Below are 17840 nucleotides of genomic sequence, written 5' to 3' on the forward strand. Positions count from 1 at the left end.
CCCCCGTATGGCCTGTACCCGAGTGTGGCTGACTGGATGCTCCTGGTCAGGCTCCGGGGTGGCCCGTGCCGACGCCCGCGGGCGCGGCGACCGCGCCGGCGTCGCCCGCCGGCAGCGCGCTGCCGGCCGCCCACGTCGCCCACGGGATCGACCAGTCGTTGCCCAGCTGGTCGGCCTCCGGTGCCCGGCCGCTGTTGACGACGTCGACGATGTCACCGACCTGGCTGAAGTCGTAGAACCACTGAGCGTCCTCGGGGGCGGCGTTCACGCAGCCGTGCGAGACGTTGACCCGCCCCTGATCACCGACCGACCAGGGCGCCGAGTGGACGTACTGGCCGCCGCTGGTGATCTGGACGTTCCACTGGACCTCCTCGCGGTAGTAGTCGGGGTCGCCAAGGGGAATCCCGACCGTGGCCGAGTCCATGATCAGGTTCTGGGTCTTGCCGAGGACGTTGTGCGGGCCGTCCATCGTCAGCAGCGTCCGCTTGCCGCCCTTGCCGCCGCTGATCGGCATCGTGCGCACCAGCTGACCGTCCTTGTAGACCTTCATGGTGTGCGCGGCGATGTCGACGTGACTGATCTGCTGGGCTCCGATGGTGAAGTCCATCACCCGGTCCTTCACGCCGACCAGCCCGTTGCCGGCCTCGAACCCGGCGAGGTTCGCCTCGACATGCACCTTGGTCCCGGACGGGTAGTACTCCTTCGGCCGCCAGCGGACCACCCGGTCGGAGGCCCAGCTCCACGAGCCCTCCAGCGGGGGACTGGTGACGACGGACAGGTGCCGTTGCACCGCGGCCCGGTCGGCGGTCGGCCCGCTGAACGTCAGCACGATCGGCGTGCCGACGCCGACGGTCTGGCCGTCGACCGGCTCCCAGGACACCTTGAACGGCTTGGCCGGGATGCCGGTGGTGAAGGCGGCGTGGCTGGTCACGGTACCGGTGACGCCGCTGGTGGCCGTGGTCGACGCGGTCACCTGGTACTGGCTGTCGGCGTACAGGCCCGAGGCGGAGGTCCAGGTACGCCGGTCCGGCGAGTACTCGCCGGGCAGGGTGCCAGCGTCCGTCTTCTGCGAATCGCTCGCGGCACGCGCGATGGTGACGTCGCCGAGGGGCGCGTTCGCGGTCACGACGACCTTGTCGGTGACCGCGATGCCGGACGCGCCGTCCGCTGGAGTGATCTTGATGCTCGCGGCCGGCGGCGTCCGCGACGCCGCCGCCGCGGGGGGCTCGCCCCCGCCCCCGGACCCGGAGCAGGCCGCCAGCACGACGGCGAGCAGGGCGGCGACCAGCCCGAACAACACCGGGCGGATCCGCCAGCCCCGCGGCCGGGTGGATTGGCCCGCCTGCCCGCCGCGTTCGCCCGCGGAGAAGACCATTACCCGCCTTCTTCCGATCTTCAGGACGGCCACTAGCGCGTCCGCGCGAAAACTCTCGGTCGGACGGTACCCAGCGGCGTGGCATCCGTCGCCCCGAGCAAGCGAAATACCGTTGTCACTCAGGCGACCATCACTATTTGTCGATGGAGCTAATACAGAGAGTCGCCCTCTCCCGGCAATGCTCACGAAGCCCTCCCATGCCGCGTGGCCATCTCTGTCGGCCGTCTCCGGGCGCGCGCGCATTCGCCATGAGCGCGCCCTTCGGCCGGCCCCCAGCCGCACCCCCGGAGGTCCGCGAGCCCACCCGCCGGCGTCCCCACGCCACCGGGCGGGACCAAACACCCGTCGCCGCACCATGATCGCCGTCCCCACGGCCGACCACCGGACACGCCCGCCAGGCCGTCCCCGCTCGCGGCGGCAGAACCTCGGCCGGAGGAATGCCACTTCCGTGAACGTTTCCCGACCCGGATCAATGCCAGCCACGATGTGCGCCCGAACGACTCCCCCACGGTGCCGCCCGGCTACTCGGACGGATGCCCGAACCGCCACCAGACTGCCTCACGAGAACCACCGGGGGCATAGCCGAATTCCCACCGTCCACCGGGCGAGAGAACAACATCCGCCTGCCATCGGCGGCGCGCGTCACGGTCCGCGCGCCGACGGCCCGCCATTGTCACGGAATTGGCCCCAAATAAATGCGCGGCGTAGTCCCGCCCGCTCTCCGCGCATACATGCCGGGGCGAGGCGCTGGGCGCGCTCGCCCCGTGTCGGGCGCTGAGCGCCCTCCCCGCGTGGCGCCGGGCCCTGGCACATGGCGGTGGTAGGGCTGGGACCGGGCTGACGAGGTGGCCGGGTTGGCACTGCGCCTGAGGCGCCGTCACCAGCTGTGACTGGACATCCGAGCCCATGGGATGTCTGTCGGCCTCCGGCCTCGGACGGGCCGGGAAGATCGGSGAAACATCCGCCGAACGTCGCCGTCACCAGGGCCTGCACCTGACGGGGCGAGGATGGCGACCGGCCCCCAGGCGGCCACACCCCCGGCCGGGCCACCGACCCGACCCGGCCAACCACCCGACGAACCGGCTAACCGACCGACTGACCAACCGGCCATCGACGGAACAACCACCCGGGCAGCCAGCTCAGGCGTCGCACCAGGCCCGCCAAGCCGGGCCGGCCGCCCGGACCAGACCGACCTCAGGAGGAGCCATGGCGATCGTGCTCGGACCGAACCAGTTCGGGAAGGCCGAGGTCCGGCTGGTGCACGTGGACCGGTCCACCCCGGTCCACAGGATCACCGACCTCAACGTGTCGTCGGCGCTGCGCGGGGACTTCGCCGACGCGCACCTGACCGGCGACAACGCGCACATCCTGACCACGGACGCGCAGAAGAACACGGCCTACGCGTTCGCCCGAGAGGGGGTCGGCGAGATCGAGGAGTTCGCGCTGCGCCTCGGCCGGCACTTCACCGGCTCGTTCGACTGGGTGACAGGCGCCCGGGTCGAGATCGAGCAGTACGGCTGGGACCGCATTCAGGTCGACGGCGCCGGCCACGACCACGCGTTCAGCCGCGCCGGCTCCGAACGGCGCACGACGGTCGTCACCGTCGACGGCGACGACGCCTACGTCGTGTCGGGCCTCGCCGGGCTCGTGGTGCTGAAGTCGACCGGCTCGGAGTTCTGGGGCTTCGCCCAGGACCGCTACACGACGCTCGCCGAGACCGACGACCGGATCCTCGCCACCGAGGTCACCGCCCACTGGCGCCTCATCGGAGTCGAGCACGACTACGGGAAGCTGTTCGCCAGCATCCGGACGATCCTGCTCGAGACGTTCGCGTCCGTGCACAGCCTGGCGCTGCAGCAGACGCTGTACAAAATGGGCGAGGAGGTGCTGACCGCCTATCCGGAGGTCGCCGAGATCCGGATGTCGATGCCGAACAAGCACCATTTCCTCGTCGACCTGGCGCCCTACGGCCTCGACAACCCGAACACGGTCTTCTACGCCGCCGACCGGCCATACGGGAAGATCGAAGGCACCGTCCTGCGCGACGACGCCCCCGACGCCGGCCCCGCCTGGCAGACCGTCCCGGGCTTCCGCTGACCGGACGGCACCCCGCACGCGACTACGCGGCGCGGTCATCCCGACGCGCTCGCGCCCTCCCGCGTGCCGGAACTGTGGCCGACGGCCGTGTCCACACACGCCGCCATAGACCACGGTCTCCTCCCGCGAGAAGCACCGCGGTTGATGACCGCGTCTATACGGTCGCGCGGTCCGGCCGAGCCCGGCGAGGACACAGGGTGACCACGTCGCCGGGGGCGAGGCCCAGGCGGGAGGCCGCGTCGCCGTCACGGACCGCGAACGCGGCCATCCCCGCCGAGTCGACGTAAAGCACCAGCTCGCCCGGCTCCACCGAGCCGAACGTGACCCCGACCGGCAGCACGAGCGGCGCCCCCTCCTGCGCCGTCACGCCGCGGACCTCGGCCCGCTGGCCGGGCACCAGGCCGACGTCGGCCAGCAGGTCGCCGGTCGCGGCGAGCTGCACGTTGCCGAACCGGTCGACGAGGACGACCTCGGCCGCTAGCTCCGCCTCGGCCCGGTCCGCCCGCGTCTCGGTCTGGCTCACTCGCGCCAGCACCGGCGGCAGCCGGACGATCGCCGCCGGGTCGACCGGCCGTCCCAGCGCCGCCGGGGGTGTGCCGATGGCGAGCTCGGCCGCCGCCGGCGCGAACACGTCCCGCCCGTGGAAGGTCGCCGGCACACCCGGCCGGGCCGCCAGCGCCACCGACTCGGTGACGCCGCCGAGCACCGCCGCGGCCGGCGTCAGCAGCCCGTTGTCGGGGCCGACGAGCATCCCCCCGGGCGTGACCAGCACGACCCCTCTCCTGCTGGTGCCGACGCCTGGGTCGACGACCGCCAGGTGGACGCTGACCGGCAGGTAGCGCACCGTCTGCGCGAGCACGGCCGCGCCCCGCCGAACGTCGCCGGGGTCGATCAGATGGGTGATGTCGAGCGCGCTCACGCCGCGGCGCAGCAGCACGCCGTGGCAGGCGGCGACGAACCCGTCGGCGAGCCCGTAGTCGGTCAGGAAGCTCACATGCGGCACAGGACCTATGCTCCCTCCCCGCCGGCAGCCACCCGCCGCGACCGCCCACTTCCGGCGACCGCTGTCACCATCACAGTGCGACACTGGCCCGCACGCTGCCTCGACGGGGTCTCCACACTCGCGGAACCTTGATCACAAGTGTATGTATAAATCCGACAAAACGGGTTACGCGCCCGTGACGAACGAGGGCCGGGGCCGCCACCGGCGCGGCCTCGACGCGGGGCGGCCCCGGAGCTCACCGGGCCATTTCTCTCTGACCATCGCCGACCGGGCGCCGAGGCCCGGTCCGCGTTCCCAGCCGGCGATCTTCGACGCTCCCAGGACTGGCGAGCCACGTAGATCGCGGACCGGGCATGCGCACATCAGACAGAACGGGTCGCATGGCGCCGGCCGGCATACCCGCTCGACGATCATGATCCGAGCCTCGCCAGCCGAGTGCCGGGTGATCGCCAGCTGAGTAGGTGAACTGCACCCGGCTACCGCTTGACCGCCAACCTGGCGAGATCCACGGCAAAGGCTCAGATGGCGCCGTCGGCGCGCAGGACGGCTAGCTGATCAGGGGTGTAGCCGAGCTCGGTGAGGATCTTCTCGGTGTGCTCGCCGAGCGCGGGGACCGGCTCTATCCGGGGCGGGGTGTCCGGGAACTCGACGACCGGGCGCAGCTGGCGCACCGGGCCGACGGGCGAGTCGACCTCGATCCACCGGTCGCGGGCGGCCAGCTGCGGGTGGGCGAGCACGTCGGCCATCTCGTTGACCCGGCCGTAGGCGATCCCGGCCGCGTCGAGGCCCGCCGTCACCGCCGTGGTGGGCAGAGCGTCGACGACCTCGGCGACGATCGCGTCGGTTCGCGTCCGGTTGCGCACCCGCGCGCGGTTGGTCGCGAACTCGGGGTCGGTCGCGAGGTCGGGGCGGCCGAGCAGGCCGGCGGCCAGCCGAGCCCATTCCCGGTCGTTCTGCACCCCGATCAGGACGCTGTCACCGTCGGCGGTGGTGAACGCCTCGTAAGGTGCGATCGACGCGTGACCGACGCCGGCCCTGGCCGGCGGGCGGCCGGTGTGCTCGGCGAACTGGACCGCGTAGCCGTTCCACTCCGTGATCGCGTCCAGCATGGTGAGCGCGAGCGCCGCACCCTCGCCGGTCCGTTCCCGGCGCAGCAGCGCCGCCAGAATCGCCTGGGCGGCGTAGGTCCCGGCGGCGACGTCGGCGGCGGCGAACCCCGCCTTCGCCATGTGTTCCGGCGTACCGGTCACCGAGACCAGGCCCGACTCGGCCTGGATCAGCATGTCGTAGGCCCGCCGGCCGGCGTAGGGGCCGGTGGGGCCGTAGCCAGAGAGGTCGACGGCGACCATCCGCGGGTAGCGGGCGGTCAGAGTGGCGGCGTCGAGGCCGAGCCGGGCGGCGGCGCCGGGCGAGAGGTTCTGCGCGACGACATCCGCGCCCGCGACCAGCCGCTCCAGCGCCGCCAGGCCGGATGGGACCTTGACGTCGAGGGCGAACGACTCCTTCGACCGGTTCAGCCAGGAGAAGTGCGCGGACATCTCCCCTCGGACCGCGTCGTCGTAGGCACGGGCGAAGTCGCCCGATCCCAGCCGTTCGATCTTGATGACACGGGCGCCGTACTCGGCGAGGTGACGGGTCGCGAACGGCAGCGCGACCGCGTGTTCGAGGCTGACAACGGTCATTCCCTGCAGCGGCAGCACGCCGGCCACCCTATGGCGCCGCCATGCCCCGCGGCGGCCGTTCACGTCCGGAACCGACCCGCTGACCTGCCAACCATCCGAACCGCCGATCCACGCCCGCGGCGCCACCCGCGCCACCTGGCTCACGATCTCCGACCCGGATGGCGGTGGAGGTTGGTGGATCGGGGCGAACAGGCGGAGACTGGGAGTTGCCGGGATGAGGGTCGGGCCGCCCATGTCGCCGGGCTGGCGCCCGCGGCCAGCGCCCCTGGCCGACTGTTTGTCCCGGGACGACCCGGCTGGGCAGGATGGGGGCGCCGACCGGGTCCCGCTGTACGACGGGGCGAACCGAACCGGACAACCCAGGGAGTGGACGTGCGGATGAGGCTGCGTCGCCAGCAGCCGGTGCTCATCACCTCGGCCGCTGACCCACGTCACGTCGACATCCGCCGCCGGCAGAGTCAGTACCTGTTCTGGATGGGCTTCCGCGTGCTCTGCTTCGTGCTCGCGGTGGTCCTCTTCCACGGGTGGATCCGATTCCTGGCCATCGTGGCCGCGCTGATCATCCCCTGGGTGGCGGTCGTGGTCGCCAATGGCGGGCCGGCGCCGTCACGCGGGCGCCCGGCCGGTTTCCGGCCAGCCAGCCACTCTGTCGGCGGGGGGCCGGCGACCCTGGAGTCCGCCGAGCACCCCGTCGTCGAGGGCGACGGCCAAGACCGCGAGAACCGCCACGGACCCGGGGGTGCTGGCCCGGGCCCGGCTCCCGCGGGCCCGCGTTCCGGCCCGGCACCGTCGACCGGGCCCGAGCCCGGTTCGGGACCGTACCCGGCACGCGGGGCCAGCCCCGCCGGATCAACGCCGTCCTCGCCGGACCAGCCCACCGTCGACGCCTGTTACAAACCGCGCCACGGCGCCCCGGCGGCACCGCCGCCCCGGCCGGCCGAACGGGCCGACGTCGGCTTCTTCGGCCCACGCCGCCCACCACGGCACTAAGCCACCACGGCACTGAGCCCACCACGGCGCGCGGCAGCCAGCCGGACGAACAAGCGCGGCCCACAGGACGATCACTCCTGATCTGTGGGGCAACGTTCATGTTGTAGCCGACTGGTGGTATACGTCCGCGTTCCCAGCCCTGTCACCGTGGCCCTGTGCGCGTTGCGGTGGTCACCGAGTCCTTCCTCCCCCACGTGGACGGGGTCACGAACACGGTCTGCCGCGTGCTGGAGCACCTGGAGGCCGAAGGGCACCAGGCGCTCGTCGTGGCACCGTCCCCCGGTGCGCGCGCGGCCGGCAATGCGCCCCGGGTCTACGCGGGCGCCCCTGTGCTGTGGGCGCCGTCCGCGCCGCTGCCCGGCTACCCGCAGTTCCGGTTCGCGACGCCATGGCCGAGCCTCACCCCGGCGCTGCGCCGGTTCGCCCCCGACGTCGTCCATCTGGCGGCACCGGCCGGCCTCGGCGCGCAGGCGGCCTACGCGGCCCATCGGCTCGGGGTGCCCAGCGTCGCCGTCTACCAGACCGACCTCGCCGGCTTCGCCCGCCGTTACGGCCTCGCATCCCTGGACCGCACGATCTGGCGGTGGCTCGCGACCGTACACCGGCTTGCCGCCCGCACCCTCGCGCCGTCGTGGGACGCCGTCGACGCGCTGGTCGGCGCCGGCGTGCAGCGGGTCGCCCGCTGGCGCCGGGGCGTCGACCTGGACCGGTTCAACCCGGACCATCGCGACGACGAGCTGCGCACCCTGCTCGCGCCCGACGGCGAGGTCCTCGTCGGCTACGTCGGCCGGCTCGCCAGGGAGAAGGGCGTCGAGCTGCTCGGCGCGGTGAGCGGCCTGCCCGGCACCCGGCTGGTGGTCGTCGGCGACGGGCCGGAGCGGACCCGCCTGGAGCGGCTGCTGCCCGGTGCCGCGTTCCTGGGCTTCCAGTCCGGCCATGGGCTGTCGTCGGCGCTCGCGAGCCTCGATGTGTTCGTCCACACCGGCCAGTACGAGACGTTCTGCCAGGCGGCGCAGGAGGCGAAGGCCAGCGGCGTGCCGGTGGTCGGGCCCGCGGCAGGCGGACTGCTCGACGTCGTCGAGCACGGCAGGACGGGGCTGCACTACCGGCCGGGTGACCCCGCGGCGCTGCGCGCCCAGGTCGCCACGCTGGTGATCGACAGCCCCGGCCGGGCAGCGATGGGACACGAAGCCCGCGCCTCGGTGGCCGACTGCGGCTGGCGGGCGATCGGGGACGAGCTGCTCGGCCACTACCACGACGTGCTCGGCGCCAACATCAGCGCGAACCGGGACGACGCCTGGCGCTGAGCACCCCGCTACCGCCCCGGCCAGGCACCGCCGCCGGCCGGGCATGCACCACGCCCTGACCGCTCCGACCGCCCTGGCCGTCCTGACCCCGCGAGCCGCCCGTCCCGACACCAAGACCCGCCGCCGGGCGCGCGAGGACTCGCTCTCCGCGCACCCTTCGGCCCGACGACTGACCCGGCCTCCGGGCGCGCGGGGCTTCGCCTCGGCGCGTGCCCTTCGGCCACCGACGGCCGGCCGGACCGTCGGACCGCCACGGACGCCGTGGCCGGTGGACCGGCCGCACCAACCCTGAGCACCAGCCCGCGCGCAGCCGGGAGAGCCGCCGCCGCGAGCCGATCGAGAGTGGGCAGCATGAGGATCGCGCAGGTCGCCAACTTCGTGGCGCCGACGTCCGGGGGTATCCGCACGACGCTGCGCCACCTGGCCGCGGGCTATGTCGCCGCCGGCCACGAGGTGGTCCGGGTGCTGCCCGCGCGCCGCGACGGCGTACGCCACGCCGACGGCGTCACCACGCTGATGGTGCGCTCGCCGCTGGTCTTGGGCACCAGCTACCGCATGATCACCGAGCCGTGGCGGGTGGCCGCGCTGCTCGACGAGGCGGAGCCGACCCATCTCGAGGTGCACGACCGCACCACGCTGCGCCGGCTCGGCCGGTGGGCCCGCAAGCGCGGAGTGCACTCGCTGGTCGTCTCCCACGAGCGCGTCGACCGGCTGCTCGGCGCGAAGACGCCGTGCTCGCTGCGTGGGGTGCTGCCGGTGCGCGCCGCCGCCGACCTCACCAACCGCGGGCTGGCCGCCAGCTACGACACGGTGGTCACGACGACGTACTGGGCGGCGGCCGAGTTCCGGCGTATCGGGGCCGACAACCTGCGACAGGTGCCGCTCGGCGTCGACCTGGACCGGTTCGGCGCCCAGACGGCCGACTGGTCGCTGCGCCGGGCGTTCGCCCGCGACTCGGACGTCCTGCTCGTCGCGATCAGCCGGATGGACCCGGAGAAGCGGGTCGACATCGCCATCGACGCGCTCGCCGAGCTGGTCCGCCGCAAGATCCCGGCGCGGCTGGTGCTGGCCGGCGACGGCAACGGCCGCAAGGAGCTGGAACGCCGGGCCGCCGGCCTGCCGGTGGTGTTCCTCGGCTTCGTCGCCGACCGGGCGCGCCTGTCGGGCCTGCTCGCCAGCGCCGACGTCGCTCTCGCGCCCGGGCCGGTCGAGACGTTCGGCCTCGCGGCGCTGGAGGCGATGGCGAGCGCGACGCCGGTGGTCGTCCACCACGGCAGCGCGCTCGCCGAGCTGGTCGACCCGCGCTGCGGCCGGATCGCCGCCGGCTGCGGCTATGGCTTCGCCGACGCCGTCGAGGAGGTCCTCTCGCTCGATCCGGCGGACCGGCGGCTGGCCGCCCGCGCCCGCGCGGAGATGTTCCCCTGGTCGGCCACCGTCGACGGCTTCCTGTCCGTCCACGGCCTGCCGGCCGTACCACGCCCGGCCCCCCCACTCCCCCTGCCCACCGACCCCGCCGCCACCGCCGGGTCAGGTGGCGGAACCGACCTGCCGCGGGCGGCCTAGTAGGAGACCGCCGAAAAAGCAGCTCCGGTGGCCCGACTCGCCCGAGTCCATCGCATATGTCGATCGGGGCAAACTGGGGCGAGTTCGACGCAGTCCTGAGTTGTTCAGCAGTCTTCCAGACATCCCACAGGTTGCGACGTCGAGTCACACGGCGGGTGCCGGGTCCTTCTGGCGAGTCGAAAGCGCAACCTGTCCACGTCTGGTGACCGCGCCTCAGCGCTGACGCCAACTCACCCACCTCACCAGCCCGCAACCAGCCCCGCCACTGTCACAAACCCTGACCCGGAACCAGGCAGGGAGGGCGCTCAGCGCCCGACAGGCCGCGCCCGGCCGGGGTCCCTGCCAGATCGCTCCGCGATCTGGCAGGGACCCCGGCGGGACGGCCCTACCTGCAAGAACCACGGCCTGGCGGGGCAGTTCTGCTCCCGTCGGGGTCACATGTCGGCGAGGAAGTGCCTACCGTAGGCCCGTGTGCCCTGCTCTTCTGCCCGCGCCGCGGTCCGGCGTGCTCGCCGGCTGGGCGAATGCCTGGCTCGCCGGGCTCGTCGGCGCCGACGACGTCCTGACGCACGTCCAACGGGTGCTCGGCTCCTGCCGGCACACGCTCGGCGGCGAGCCGCTGCTGCTCGGCCTGGGCGCGCTGCGCGCGGCACGCGCCGAGCGGTTCCGGCTGATCCTGCCGGTCCCCGGTGACATCTCGGGCCTGCCGGGGCCGCCAGCGGTGAACGCCGACGCGCTGGCCGCCAGCGAGGCGGTGCTGGTCATCGGCCCGGCCCCGCCGCTGCTGCTGGTCCCGACGGTGGAGGTGCACGGCCCGGCGGTGGAGGGGGCGCTGGAGTCGGTCCACTGGAAGGCGCTGCCCGCCGCCCGGGTCCCTCCGCCGCCGACCCCGGTGCGTGCCGCGGAACGTGAGCTGGCTCAGGCGATCGCGGCGACCACGTCGGCGCTGCTGGACCTGGACGTCGCCAGCGCCCGCCCGGAGGTGCTCGCCCTGCTGCGCGACCGCGCGGAGGAGGACCCCGGTCCCGGCCTCGGCCCCGGCTACCCTTCCGTCGCGCATGCCCTGCTCGCGCGCGCCGAGCGGCTGCGCGCCCTGCTCGACCTCGCCGCCCTCGACGACGGCGCCGCCGTCACCGCCGGCGAGATCACCCGCCGCTCCGAGGCGCTGCGCGGCCTGTCCGCCGCCGTCCGCCGCGCCTACGAAGCGGCCTACGACGCCTTCGACCCCGCCCACGCCACCTCTCCGCCCTCTCGCTGACGAGCCTCTCGAGACACCCGGCCGAGGCCGTCCGCGGGCACACGGGCACGCGGGCACGCGGCGAATCTGGGCGCACCAGTATCGACCGCCTCGGCGGCGACGTCCTCGGGAATCCGACGGCAGTGTGCCCTTCATTCTGCAGCGGAAGAGAGAAAGGACGGCCATACTTTCCGGATTCTCGTACCGGATGACAGTTTCTTCACCAAACGGGCCGCTGTACTGGTAGTCCGGGACCAAGAAGCCGAACCCTCGCCGTGTGGCTTCTTCCTGGAACCGCCGCACGTACAGGTCTGCCCGCGTCATCAAGGCCTCCTCTCCCGGCGGGCGGTCACCGGATGCCGCTGGCGACGGCCTGTATCCCGTCGTCTCGTCACAGGCCGGCCCGCCTCGCCGACCGGCTCGGCCCACGCGGGCGCCCGGTCTGGGCATGGCAGGCGGTCACTCGGCCGTGGCGCGCGCTCGCGTGAGGCCGCACAGGATCCGCGACGGCCGGCTGACAAGGCGAACACCCACCTGTGGGCGGTTGCCAACGGCGGCCGGGCCAACGTTCTGACACCGTTCGGGTAATGGGGCGTGGGTGCTTATGGATTGCCGGTACTGTGACAGAACGAGTAGTCGGTGTGCACGGCGCGTCGTTCGTCCTGGGAAGGAACCCGCTCAGAGGTGAGCCGGCAGAGCAGCCCAGATCCAGCGGGTCCCGAGAGCGCCGGGACCGGGCAGAACGGTGCCGCGGCCGACCCGGGCTCGCCAGTCCCGCCGCCCGCCGAGTCCATATCGTCGGCGGCGGCCACATCGGCGGGTCCGCGGCGCAAGGCCCGGCATCGGCGAGTCGGGAAACGCGGCAGGACATTCGGCCTGACGCAACTGCTCGCCGTCCCGGCCATCGGGCTACTACTTCTCCTCGGCGGCGGACACGACGGCTCGGGAGACGACGACGCCTCCACGGGAATCCCCGGCGGCCAGCGGAGCGGCACAAATGGCATTGTCACGCTGACGGCGAGCCCATGGAACGGGGACACCGACCCCATCCCCTTCACCGTCGCGGGCACCACTCCATCCTTCGCCCCGCCGTCCGGGATCACCACGAGCCCGGCACGCTCCTCCCGAGCCGGTACCACGCCCGCCAGGACAACACCGGCTACCAGCCGACCACCGTCGACCAGCCGTCCTCCGTCCACGAGCCCGACGGCCAGCCGCGCCCCGACGCTCACGGCCAGCGCGCCGGCGCCGACGGCGAGCGCGACTTCGACCGTGACGATCAGCGCCAGCCCCGGCGTCCTGCCGACCGTCACCGTCAGTCCTTCGGGCAGTTCGTCCGCCAGCCCGACCACGAGCGCCAGCCCATCGACCAGCGCCAGCCCGTCGACCAGCCCGAGCCCGAGTGGGACCGGCACGCCGTTCCCGATCGTGACCCTCACGGCCAACCCGAACTGCCCGGCCATCGCGCTGGTGACGTCCAGCTTCACCGCGACGATCACCAGGACCACGAGCGGGGCGAGCCTCGACATCACCGGCGCCTATACCGCGCCCGGCGCCTCCGCGACCGGCCAGACCACGATCCACACCGTCGCCAGCACCTCGGCGACCAATGGCACCGTGCTCACCCAGTCGGACGTCACCGTCCCGACCCAGCCGGCCACGGCCCCGGCGACGCTGGCCAGCATCGACATCGGCCGGCTCCCCACACCGACGCCGAGCACCCTCGCGCTGACCCTGACGACCACCCCCGCCGGATGCTCGCCGGTCACCCTGGTCACCATCGTCGTCGTCGGCATCGCCGTCCCCGTCGCCCCAGCCCCACCCACCCCGTCGCCCACCCCGACGCCGCCGTCCACCTGACCGGCGACCGCTGCTCGGCGGATCTTCGCGTTCCGCGGAAGGCGGCATGGGACGGTGCCTGGTGGGACGGCCCTGGGCTGCGCACGAGCGGGCGACCACTGTCGGGGATCTTCGCGTTCCGCCGAACGCGGCACGGGAGCCTGGCGGGACGGCTCCGAGCGACACACGAGCGCGACCGCGACCGGCTCGCGGCCGTAGATCAGCTGTGGTCAGCCGTGGGTCAGTTGAGGCGAGGGCAGAAGTGGCCGCCGGGACCGTCGGGGCGGCCGCACAGGACGCAAGACGGACGGCCCGCGGCGATGATGCTGCGGGCACGTTCGATGAAGGCCCTGGTCTGCGGGATCGACAGGCCGACCCGGAGCGAGTCGAGATCCTCCTCGCTGATGGGCGTCCCGAGCTGACCGGGCGAGAGCCCCGCGGCCTCGACGAACACCCGGCGGCCGTCCCAGGAGACGGTCAGCTGACCGAGGTGGAAGTCCTCCTCGAACGGCGCCTCCAGCGGCGCGAGGTCCACCTCGATGTCGGCGGCGGCCGGCACGGCGACGCCCTGCTGCTGGCCAACCTGTCCGAGCAGTGCCGACAGGCCCTCGGTCAGCGCGGTGACCTCGGCCTTCTCCAGCCCGATGGTGATCAGCTGCCCGGCGGACGCGGCCTGGAGGTAAAACGCGCGTTCGCCAGGCTGCCCTACGGTTCCGACCACGAACCGCTCCGGCGGGTCGAACACGTGTCGCTGCATGCCTTGCGCACTCTCCGTCAGAAGATCTGGGTCAGACGATCTGGAACACCCGACCCGGGATACCCGCCCAAAGCCGGACGAAGCTGGACCAGCGATCCGGGGCAGAGGATCCGGTCAGGTGGCGTGCCGGTCCGGCCGCGCGGGGCGGATGGCCGGCGGGTCTTCATCCAGTATCCCCGCGCGCCGGGCACCCCGGCCATCGTCGAGGTGCCGACGGCCACCGTCCGTGCCGGGCCCGCGAGCCCGACCGGGCCGGCCAGCACCGCCGATCGCGCCAAGCCCGGCCGGCACGGCCGTTCCGCCAGGGACGGCGGTCTTGCCGGCGCCGCGCCGGAACCGGCCCCTGCCGAGGGCGTCCTCGGACGTCCCGGCCACCGCCGGCCGACGGTCCTCGGCGGCCGGGGAGGAGCAGCAGTCCGTCGGGCAGACGTCGGGGAACGGCCCGAAGGCGCTCAGCGCCCGCCGGGGTGCGCCCGGGTCACGCCGTTCCTCGACCAGCTCGGCGATCATCCGGACGAACCGCGGGTCCGCCCCGACAGTACCGGCCCGCACGGCGGTGAGCCCGAGCTTCTCGGCGCGGGCCAGCGCCTCGCGGTCGAGGTCCTGGATGACCTCCATGTGGTCGCTGACGAAGCCGACCGGCACGATCACGACCGTTCCCACACCGTCGGCCGCGAGAGCCGCCAACCGGGCACCGACGTCCGGCTCCAGCCAGGGCACCCGAGGGGAGCCGCTACGGCTGCAGTAGGCGATGCTCCAGGGGTGCTCCTGGCCGCACCGCTCGGCGAGGCCACGAACGACGAGCTCGCTCGCCGCGGTCAGCTGGCGCTCATAGGCACCACCGGCCGGCCCGCTCTCGACCGCCTGCCAGCGCGGCACGGAGTGCGCGACGAACACGAGGTGAGCGCCGCCGCGGCGGCCGGCCGGCAGCGCGTCGACGGCGGCCGCGACCCGGTCGACCATCGGGCCGACAAAGCCGGGGTGGTCGAAGAACACCCGAAGCTTGACCAGCTCGAGGCCGCGGTCCGGCTCGAGGCTCGCCAGGCCCGCATCGCCGCCATCGCTGTCACCGTCACCGTCACCGTCACCGTCGCTGACGCTGACGCTGACGCTGACGCGGTGGCCGCCGGCGGGCGGCTCGGCGAGCGCGCCGGCGAGATCCTCCCGGTACTGGCGGCAACCGGAGTAGGTCGCGAAGACCGACGGGACGAAGCAGGCGGCCCGCCGCACCCCGTCCGCGCGCATCTCGGCGAGCGCGTCGCGCAGGTACGGGCGCCAGTTGCGGTTGCCCCAGTACACGGGCAGCGGCGCGAGCTCGGCGCGCAGCGCCGCCAGCAGCTCGCGGCTCTGGTCGTTGATCGGGCTGCGTCCGCCGAGACGCTGGTAGTGCTCGGCGACCTCGGCGATCCGCTCCTCGGGCACCTCCCGCCCGCGGGTCACGTTGCGCAGGAACGGGACGACGTCCTCCGGCCCCTCCGGCCCGCCGAAGGTGACCAGCAGCAGCGCGTCCACATCCACGCCGACGGCCGCCGTCCCCGGCGCTGACGACTCGTCCGGCGTCCCGGCCACGGCCGGCGCCTGGCCGGCCGGACTCACCGGAAAGGTGGACGGCCGGCGCCCCGGCCACCCGGCCGTGGCCCGGCTTCCGGCTGAAGTCTGGCGCATCGGCCTATTCTCCCCCTCCCGGCACGAGAGAAACGGGGGGCCGTGGGCCCTCATCAGCCGGGAGGCGCGGGAGGCGTCCCCTGGAAGGCCACCCCGGCCGGCCACCGGCGAAGCCGCCCGACGTGCGGCGAGCGAGGCCCGCCCCGCGTCAGCCGGTCAGTGGCCCATGCCGACGCCGCCGTCGACCGGCAGGACGGCGCCGGTGATGTAGCCGGCGCGCTCCGAGGCGAGGAAGGCCACCGCGGCCGCGACCTCCTCCGGCTCACCCATCCGCTTGCCGGGGACGCTGGCGACGAGCAGCTCGCGCTGGGCGTCGGTGAGGGAGTCGGTCATGTCGGTGCGGATCGGGCCGGGGGCGACGATGTTGGCAGTGATGTTGCGGGGCGCGAGCTCGCGGGCAAGCGAGCGCGCGAAGCCGACGAGGCCCGCCTTCGAGGCGGCGTAGTTCGACTGGCCCGGCTGGCCGGACAGGCCCACGACCGAGGAGATGAACACCAGCCGGCCATAGCGGCGCCGTAGCATGCCACGGGCGGCGCGCTTGGCCACCCGGTACGCGCCGAGCAGGTTCGTGTCGACGACGTCGCGGAACGCGTCCTCGGACATCGTGAGCAGCAGCGTGTCCTTCACGATGCCGGCGTTGGACACGACGATGTCGACGGGCCCGAGCTCCGCCTCAACCTCGGCGAACGCCTTCTCGACCGACTCCACGCTGGTGACGTCGAGCCGGACGCCGAACATGCCTTCCGGCGCCTCCCCGCCGCGGCTGGCGACCGCGACCCGCTGCCCGTCCGCCACCAGGGCCGCCGCGCAGGCGGCGCCGATCCCCCGGTTACCGCCGGTGACCAGCGCGACCCGGCCCTGACCCTCGTTCTCGACCATGGGGCGGATCGTAACCGCCCACCGGCCTGGCCGGCGCCAGCGGCGTCCGGCGCCTCGGGGTTCCTGCCGGATCGACGGAGCTTGCGGAGTCGATCTGGGAGGTCCGGGGCGCGGAGCCCGACCTGCCAGCAGACCTTCCAGCAGACCTCCCAGATCGCTCCGCGATCCGGCAGGGACCCCGGCTCCGCGATCCGGCAGGACCCCGGCTTCGCGATCCGGCAGGGACCCTGCTCCTGTGTGGTTCCGGGTTCCGGGTTCTGGCGTATGCCTGGGGCAGGACTGGGTCCGGGCTGACCAGGTGGTTGAGGTGATGCTGCGCTGATGCGCCGTCACTAGTTGTGGCTGGGTTGCGCGGATGTCCCCAAGAAGGGACGTCACATCTCAACTCGCCGCTCCCGCGGGGCAGCCCTGTGCGGGCGGCGGTGGGGACGGGTGGGGACGATGGGGGCGTGCGGGTGACGATCAGGGTGCGGCCGGGGGCAGGGCGGACGGCGGTGGGCGGGGAGGTCGCCGCACCGGACGGGGAGGCGAACCTGGTGGTGCGGGTCGCGGCCAGGGCCGTCGACGGGAAGGCCACGGAGGCGGCGCTGCGGGCGCTCGCGGACGCGCTCGGGCTGCGCCGCCGCGACCTCGCCCTCGTCCACGGCGTGACCAGCCGGACCAAGGTCGTCGAGATCGACGCCCCACCAGCCGACGAGCCGGCGCTGCGCGCCCGCCTCACCGCCCTGCGCCAGTCCCGTTGACCCGTGACGGCGGTTCGGGGCCGGCCGGTGAGGTGGCGCGGGTGGCCCGCCGACCAGCGGATACCGTCATCCTGGTGCCCAAAGCGGGCGGCGCGCGCCGAACCGGCACGCGGTGGTGAGATGGACGGTGGGCGCGGGCCGCATCCGGCGGGAACGGCCCACCGGGACAACGCGGCACCGGCGTCGCGCGTCCGGACTGGGTGGGCGGGGTCCCGGAATCCCGGGGTCTCCGCGGATCGGCGAATTCCGAGGCTCGCGGCGGAAGATCCATGGTCCGCTCGCCCGACCGCCGTTCCGACAGCACTCCGACGACCAGTTGTAGATCGCGAATCGGTTGGGGGCCGGTGGTGCACAGGCCGGGGATACGTCACGCGGAGTACCGGCCGCGAGAGCGTTCCTATGAGCCGCCCGGGCGGCCGAGCGGCTCAGCCGGCCCGGCTCAGGGGCCGGCGGCCACCAGACTGCCGGCGGACGAGGCCGCTGTCGCGGGCCAGCCGGGCGACGAGCCGATGGCCTGGGGCGCATCCTCGGCGGACGGCGGGGTTGCGGAGGCATACCCGCCGGCCCAGGTGCCGATGCCAGCCCGGCCGCGACGCCCGCCACCACGGCCACCCCGGCCGCACGAGACGCGTGCCGCCGACGCCCAGGACAGCCCGGCGGCTGCCATGCGCCGCCCAGTCCGACCGGAGTGGCCGCCCACCGG

14 protein-coding genes and 1 pseudogene are annotated in these 17840 nt (G+C 73.7%); 7 read left to right on the forward strand and 8 right to left on the reverse strand.

Going from position 1 to position 17840, the window contains the following annotated elements; genetic code table 11:
* Nucleotides 1–46 precede the first annotated feature (46 nt).
* Nucleotides 47–1375, reverse strand: a complete 1329-nt coding sequence (locus BCD48_RS31855; RefSeq protein ID WP_071052076.1) for a L,D-transpeptidase — start codon at nt 1373–1375, stop codon at nt 47–49.
* A gap of 1206 nt (nt 1376–2581) precedes the next feature.
* Here BCD48_RS31855 and pucL point away from each other — a divergent pair.
* Nucleotides 2582–3472, forward strand: coding sequence for a factor-independent urate hydroxylase (gene pucL / locus BCD48_RS31860; protein ID WP_071052077.1), 891 nt, complete (start codon nt 2582–2584; stop codon nt 3470–3472).
* Nucleotides 3473–3626: 154 nt separating this feature from the next.
* Here pucL and BCD48_RS31865 read toward each other — a convergent pair whose 3' ends face one another.
* Both BCD48_RS31865 and BCD48_RS31870 read right to left on the reverse strand, forming a co-directional pair.
* Nucleotides 3627–4484, reverse strand: a complete 858-nt coding sequence (locus tag BCD48_RS31865; RefSeq protein WP_071052112.1) for an SAM hydrolase/SAM-dependent halogenase family protein — start codon at nt 4482–4484, stop codon at nt 3627–3629.
* 509 nt (nt 4485–4993) lie between these two features.
* Nucleotides 4994–6175, reverse strand: coding sequence for a CaiB/BaiF CoA transferase family protein (locus tag BCD48_RS31870; protein ID WP_198543475.1), 1182 nt, complete (start codon nt 6173–6175; stop codon nt 4994–4996).
* 360 nt (nt 6176–6535) lie between these two features.
* Between BCD48_RS31870 and BCD48_RS31875 the strand changes: the two genes are divergently transcribed.
* The 4 genes from BCD48_RS31875 (at nt 6536) to BCD48_RS31890 (ending at nt 11275) form a co-directional block, all read left to right on the forward strand.
* The gene (locus tag BCD48_RS31875) at nt 6536–7147 is read left to right on the forward strand and encodes a DUF3099 domain-containing protein (RefSeq protein WP_071052114.1); all 612 of its coding nucleotides are present in this window, start codon (nt 6536–6538) and stop codon (nt 7145–7147) included.
* A gap of 155 nt (nt 7148–7302) precedes the next feature.
* Nucleotides 7303–8454, forward strand: a complete 1152-nt coding sequence (locus BCD48_RS31880) for a glycosyltransferase family 4 protein (protein WP_198543476.1) — start codon at nt 7303–7305, stop codon at nt 8452–8454.
* A gap of 351 nt (nt 8455–8805) precedes the next feature.
* Nucleotides 8806–10017 carry a glycosyltransferase gene (locus BCD48_RS31885; RefSeq protein ID WP_071052079.1) on the forward strand — a complete coding sequence of 404 codons (1212 nt, stop codon included), beginning with the start codon at nt 8806–8808 and terminating at the stop codon, nt 10015–10017.
* Nucleotides 10018–10486: 469 nt separating this feature from the next.
* Nucleotides 10487–11275, forward strand: coding sequence for an Rv1486c family protein (locus BCD48_RS31890; RefSeq protein WP_198543477.1), 789 nt, complete (start codon nt 10487–10489; stop codon nt 11273–11275).
* 581 nt (nt 11276–11856) lie between these two features.
* On the opposite strand, the gene BCD48_RS31895 is transcribed toward BCD48_RS31890, so the two are convergent.
* Nucleotides 11857–12693 (reverse strand): hypothetical protein, encoded by an 837-nt coding sequence (locus tag BCD48_RS31895; RefSeq protein ID WP_071052080.1) that lies wholly within the window; start codon nt 12691–12693, stop codon nt 11857–11859.
* Between BCD48_RS31895 and BCD48_RS31900 the strand changes: the two genes are divergently transcribed.
* Complete coding sequence (locus BCD48_RS31900; RefSeq protein ID WP_071052081.1) at nt 12683–13114, forward strand: hypothetical protein; 432 nt, start codon at nt 12683–12685, stop codon at nt 13112–13114. The two genes, BCD48_RS31895 and BCD48_RS31900, sit on opposite strands and share 11 nt — an antisense overlap.
* 220 nt (nt 13115–13334) lie before the next feature.
* On the opposite strand, the gene BCD48_RS31905 is transcribed toward BCD48_RS31900, so the two are convergent.
* The 3 genes from BCD48_RS31905 to fabG form a co-directional block, all read right to left on the reverse strand.
* Nucleotides 13335–13850: a DUF3090 family protein gene (locus BCD48_RS31905; RefSeq protein ID WP_071052082.1), complete on the reverse strand. Its 516-nt coding sequence runs from the start codon at nt 13848–13850 to the stop codon at nt 13335–13337.
* 114 nt (nt 13851–13964) lie between these two features.
* Nucleotides 13965–15419: a ferrochelatase gene (locus tag BCD48_RS31910; protein WP_241842155.1), complete on the reverse strand. Its 1455-nt coding sequence runs from the start codon at nt 15417–15419 to the stop codon at nt 13965–13967.
* A gap of 252 nt (nt 15420–15671) precedes the next feature.
* On the reverse strand, nt 15672–16394 hold the full coding sequence (gene fabG / locus BCD48_RS31915) for a 3-oxoacyl-ACP reductase FabG (RefSeq protein WP_071052084.1): 723 nt from the start codon (nt 16392–16394) through the stop codon (nt 15672–15674).
* Nucleotides 16395–16843: 449 nt separating this feature from the next.
* Here fabG and BCD48_RS31920 point away from each other — a divergent pair, with 449 nt between their 5' ends.
* A complete protein-coding gene (locus tag BCD48_RS31920) occupies nt 16844–17137 on the forward strand; it encodes a DUF167 domain-containing protein (protein ID WP_071052085.1) in 294 nt (97 codons plus the stop codon).
* A 439-nt stretch (nt 17138–17576) separates the two neighbouring features.
* On the opposite strand, the pseudogene BCD48_RS52980 reads toward BCD48_RS31920, so the two are convergent.
* Nucleotides 17577–17840, reverse strand: a pseudogene (locus BCD48_RS52980) (hypothetical protein); the annotation flags it as partial.

Origin of the sequence: Pseudofrankia coriaricola (assembly GCF_001854805.1) — a bacterium.
In the GTDB taxonomy this organism is placed as follows: domain Bacteria; phylum Actinomycetota; class Actinomycetes; order Frankiales; family Frankiaceae; genus Pseudofrankia.

Coding starts and splice junctions, on each gene's coding strand:
- BCD48_RS31855 (WP_071052076.1), bottom strand. CDS start 1,375: ATGGTCTTCTCCGCGGGCGAACGCGGCGGGCAGGCGGGCCAATCCACC.
- pucL (WP_071052077.1), top strand. CDS start 2,582: ATGGCGATCGTGCTCGGACCGAACCAGTTCGGGAAGGCCGAGGTCCGG.
- BCD48_RS31875 (WP_071052114.1), top strand. CDS start 6,536: ATGAGGCTGCGTCGCCAGCAGCCGGTGCTCATCACCTCGGCCGCTGAC.
- BCD48_RS31885 (WP_071052079.1), top strand. CDS start 8,806: ATGAGGATCGCGCAGGTCGCCAACTTCGTGGCGCCGACGTCCGGGGGT.
- BCD48_RS31905 (WP_071052082.1), bottom strand. CDS start 13,850: ATGCAGCGACACGTGTTCGACCCGCCGGAGCGGTTCGTGGTCGGAACC.
- fabG (WP_071052084.1), bottom strand. CDS start 16,394: ATGGTCGAGAACGAGGGTCAGGGCCGGGTCGCGCTGGTCACCGGCGGT.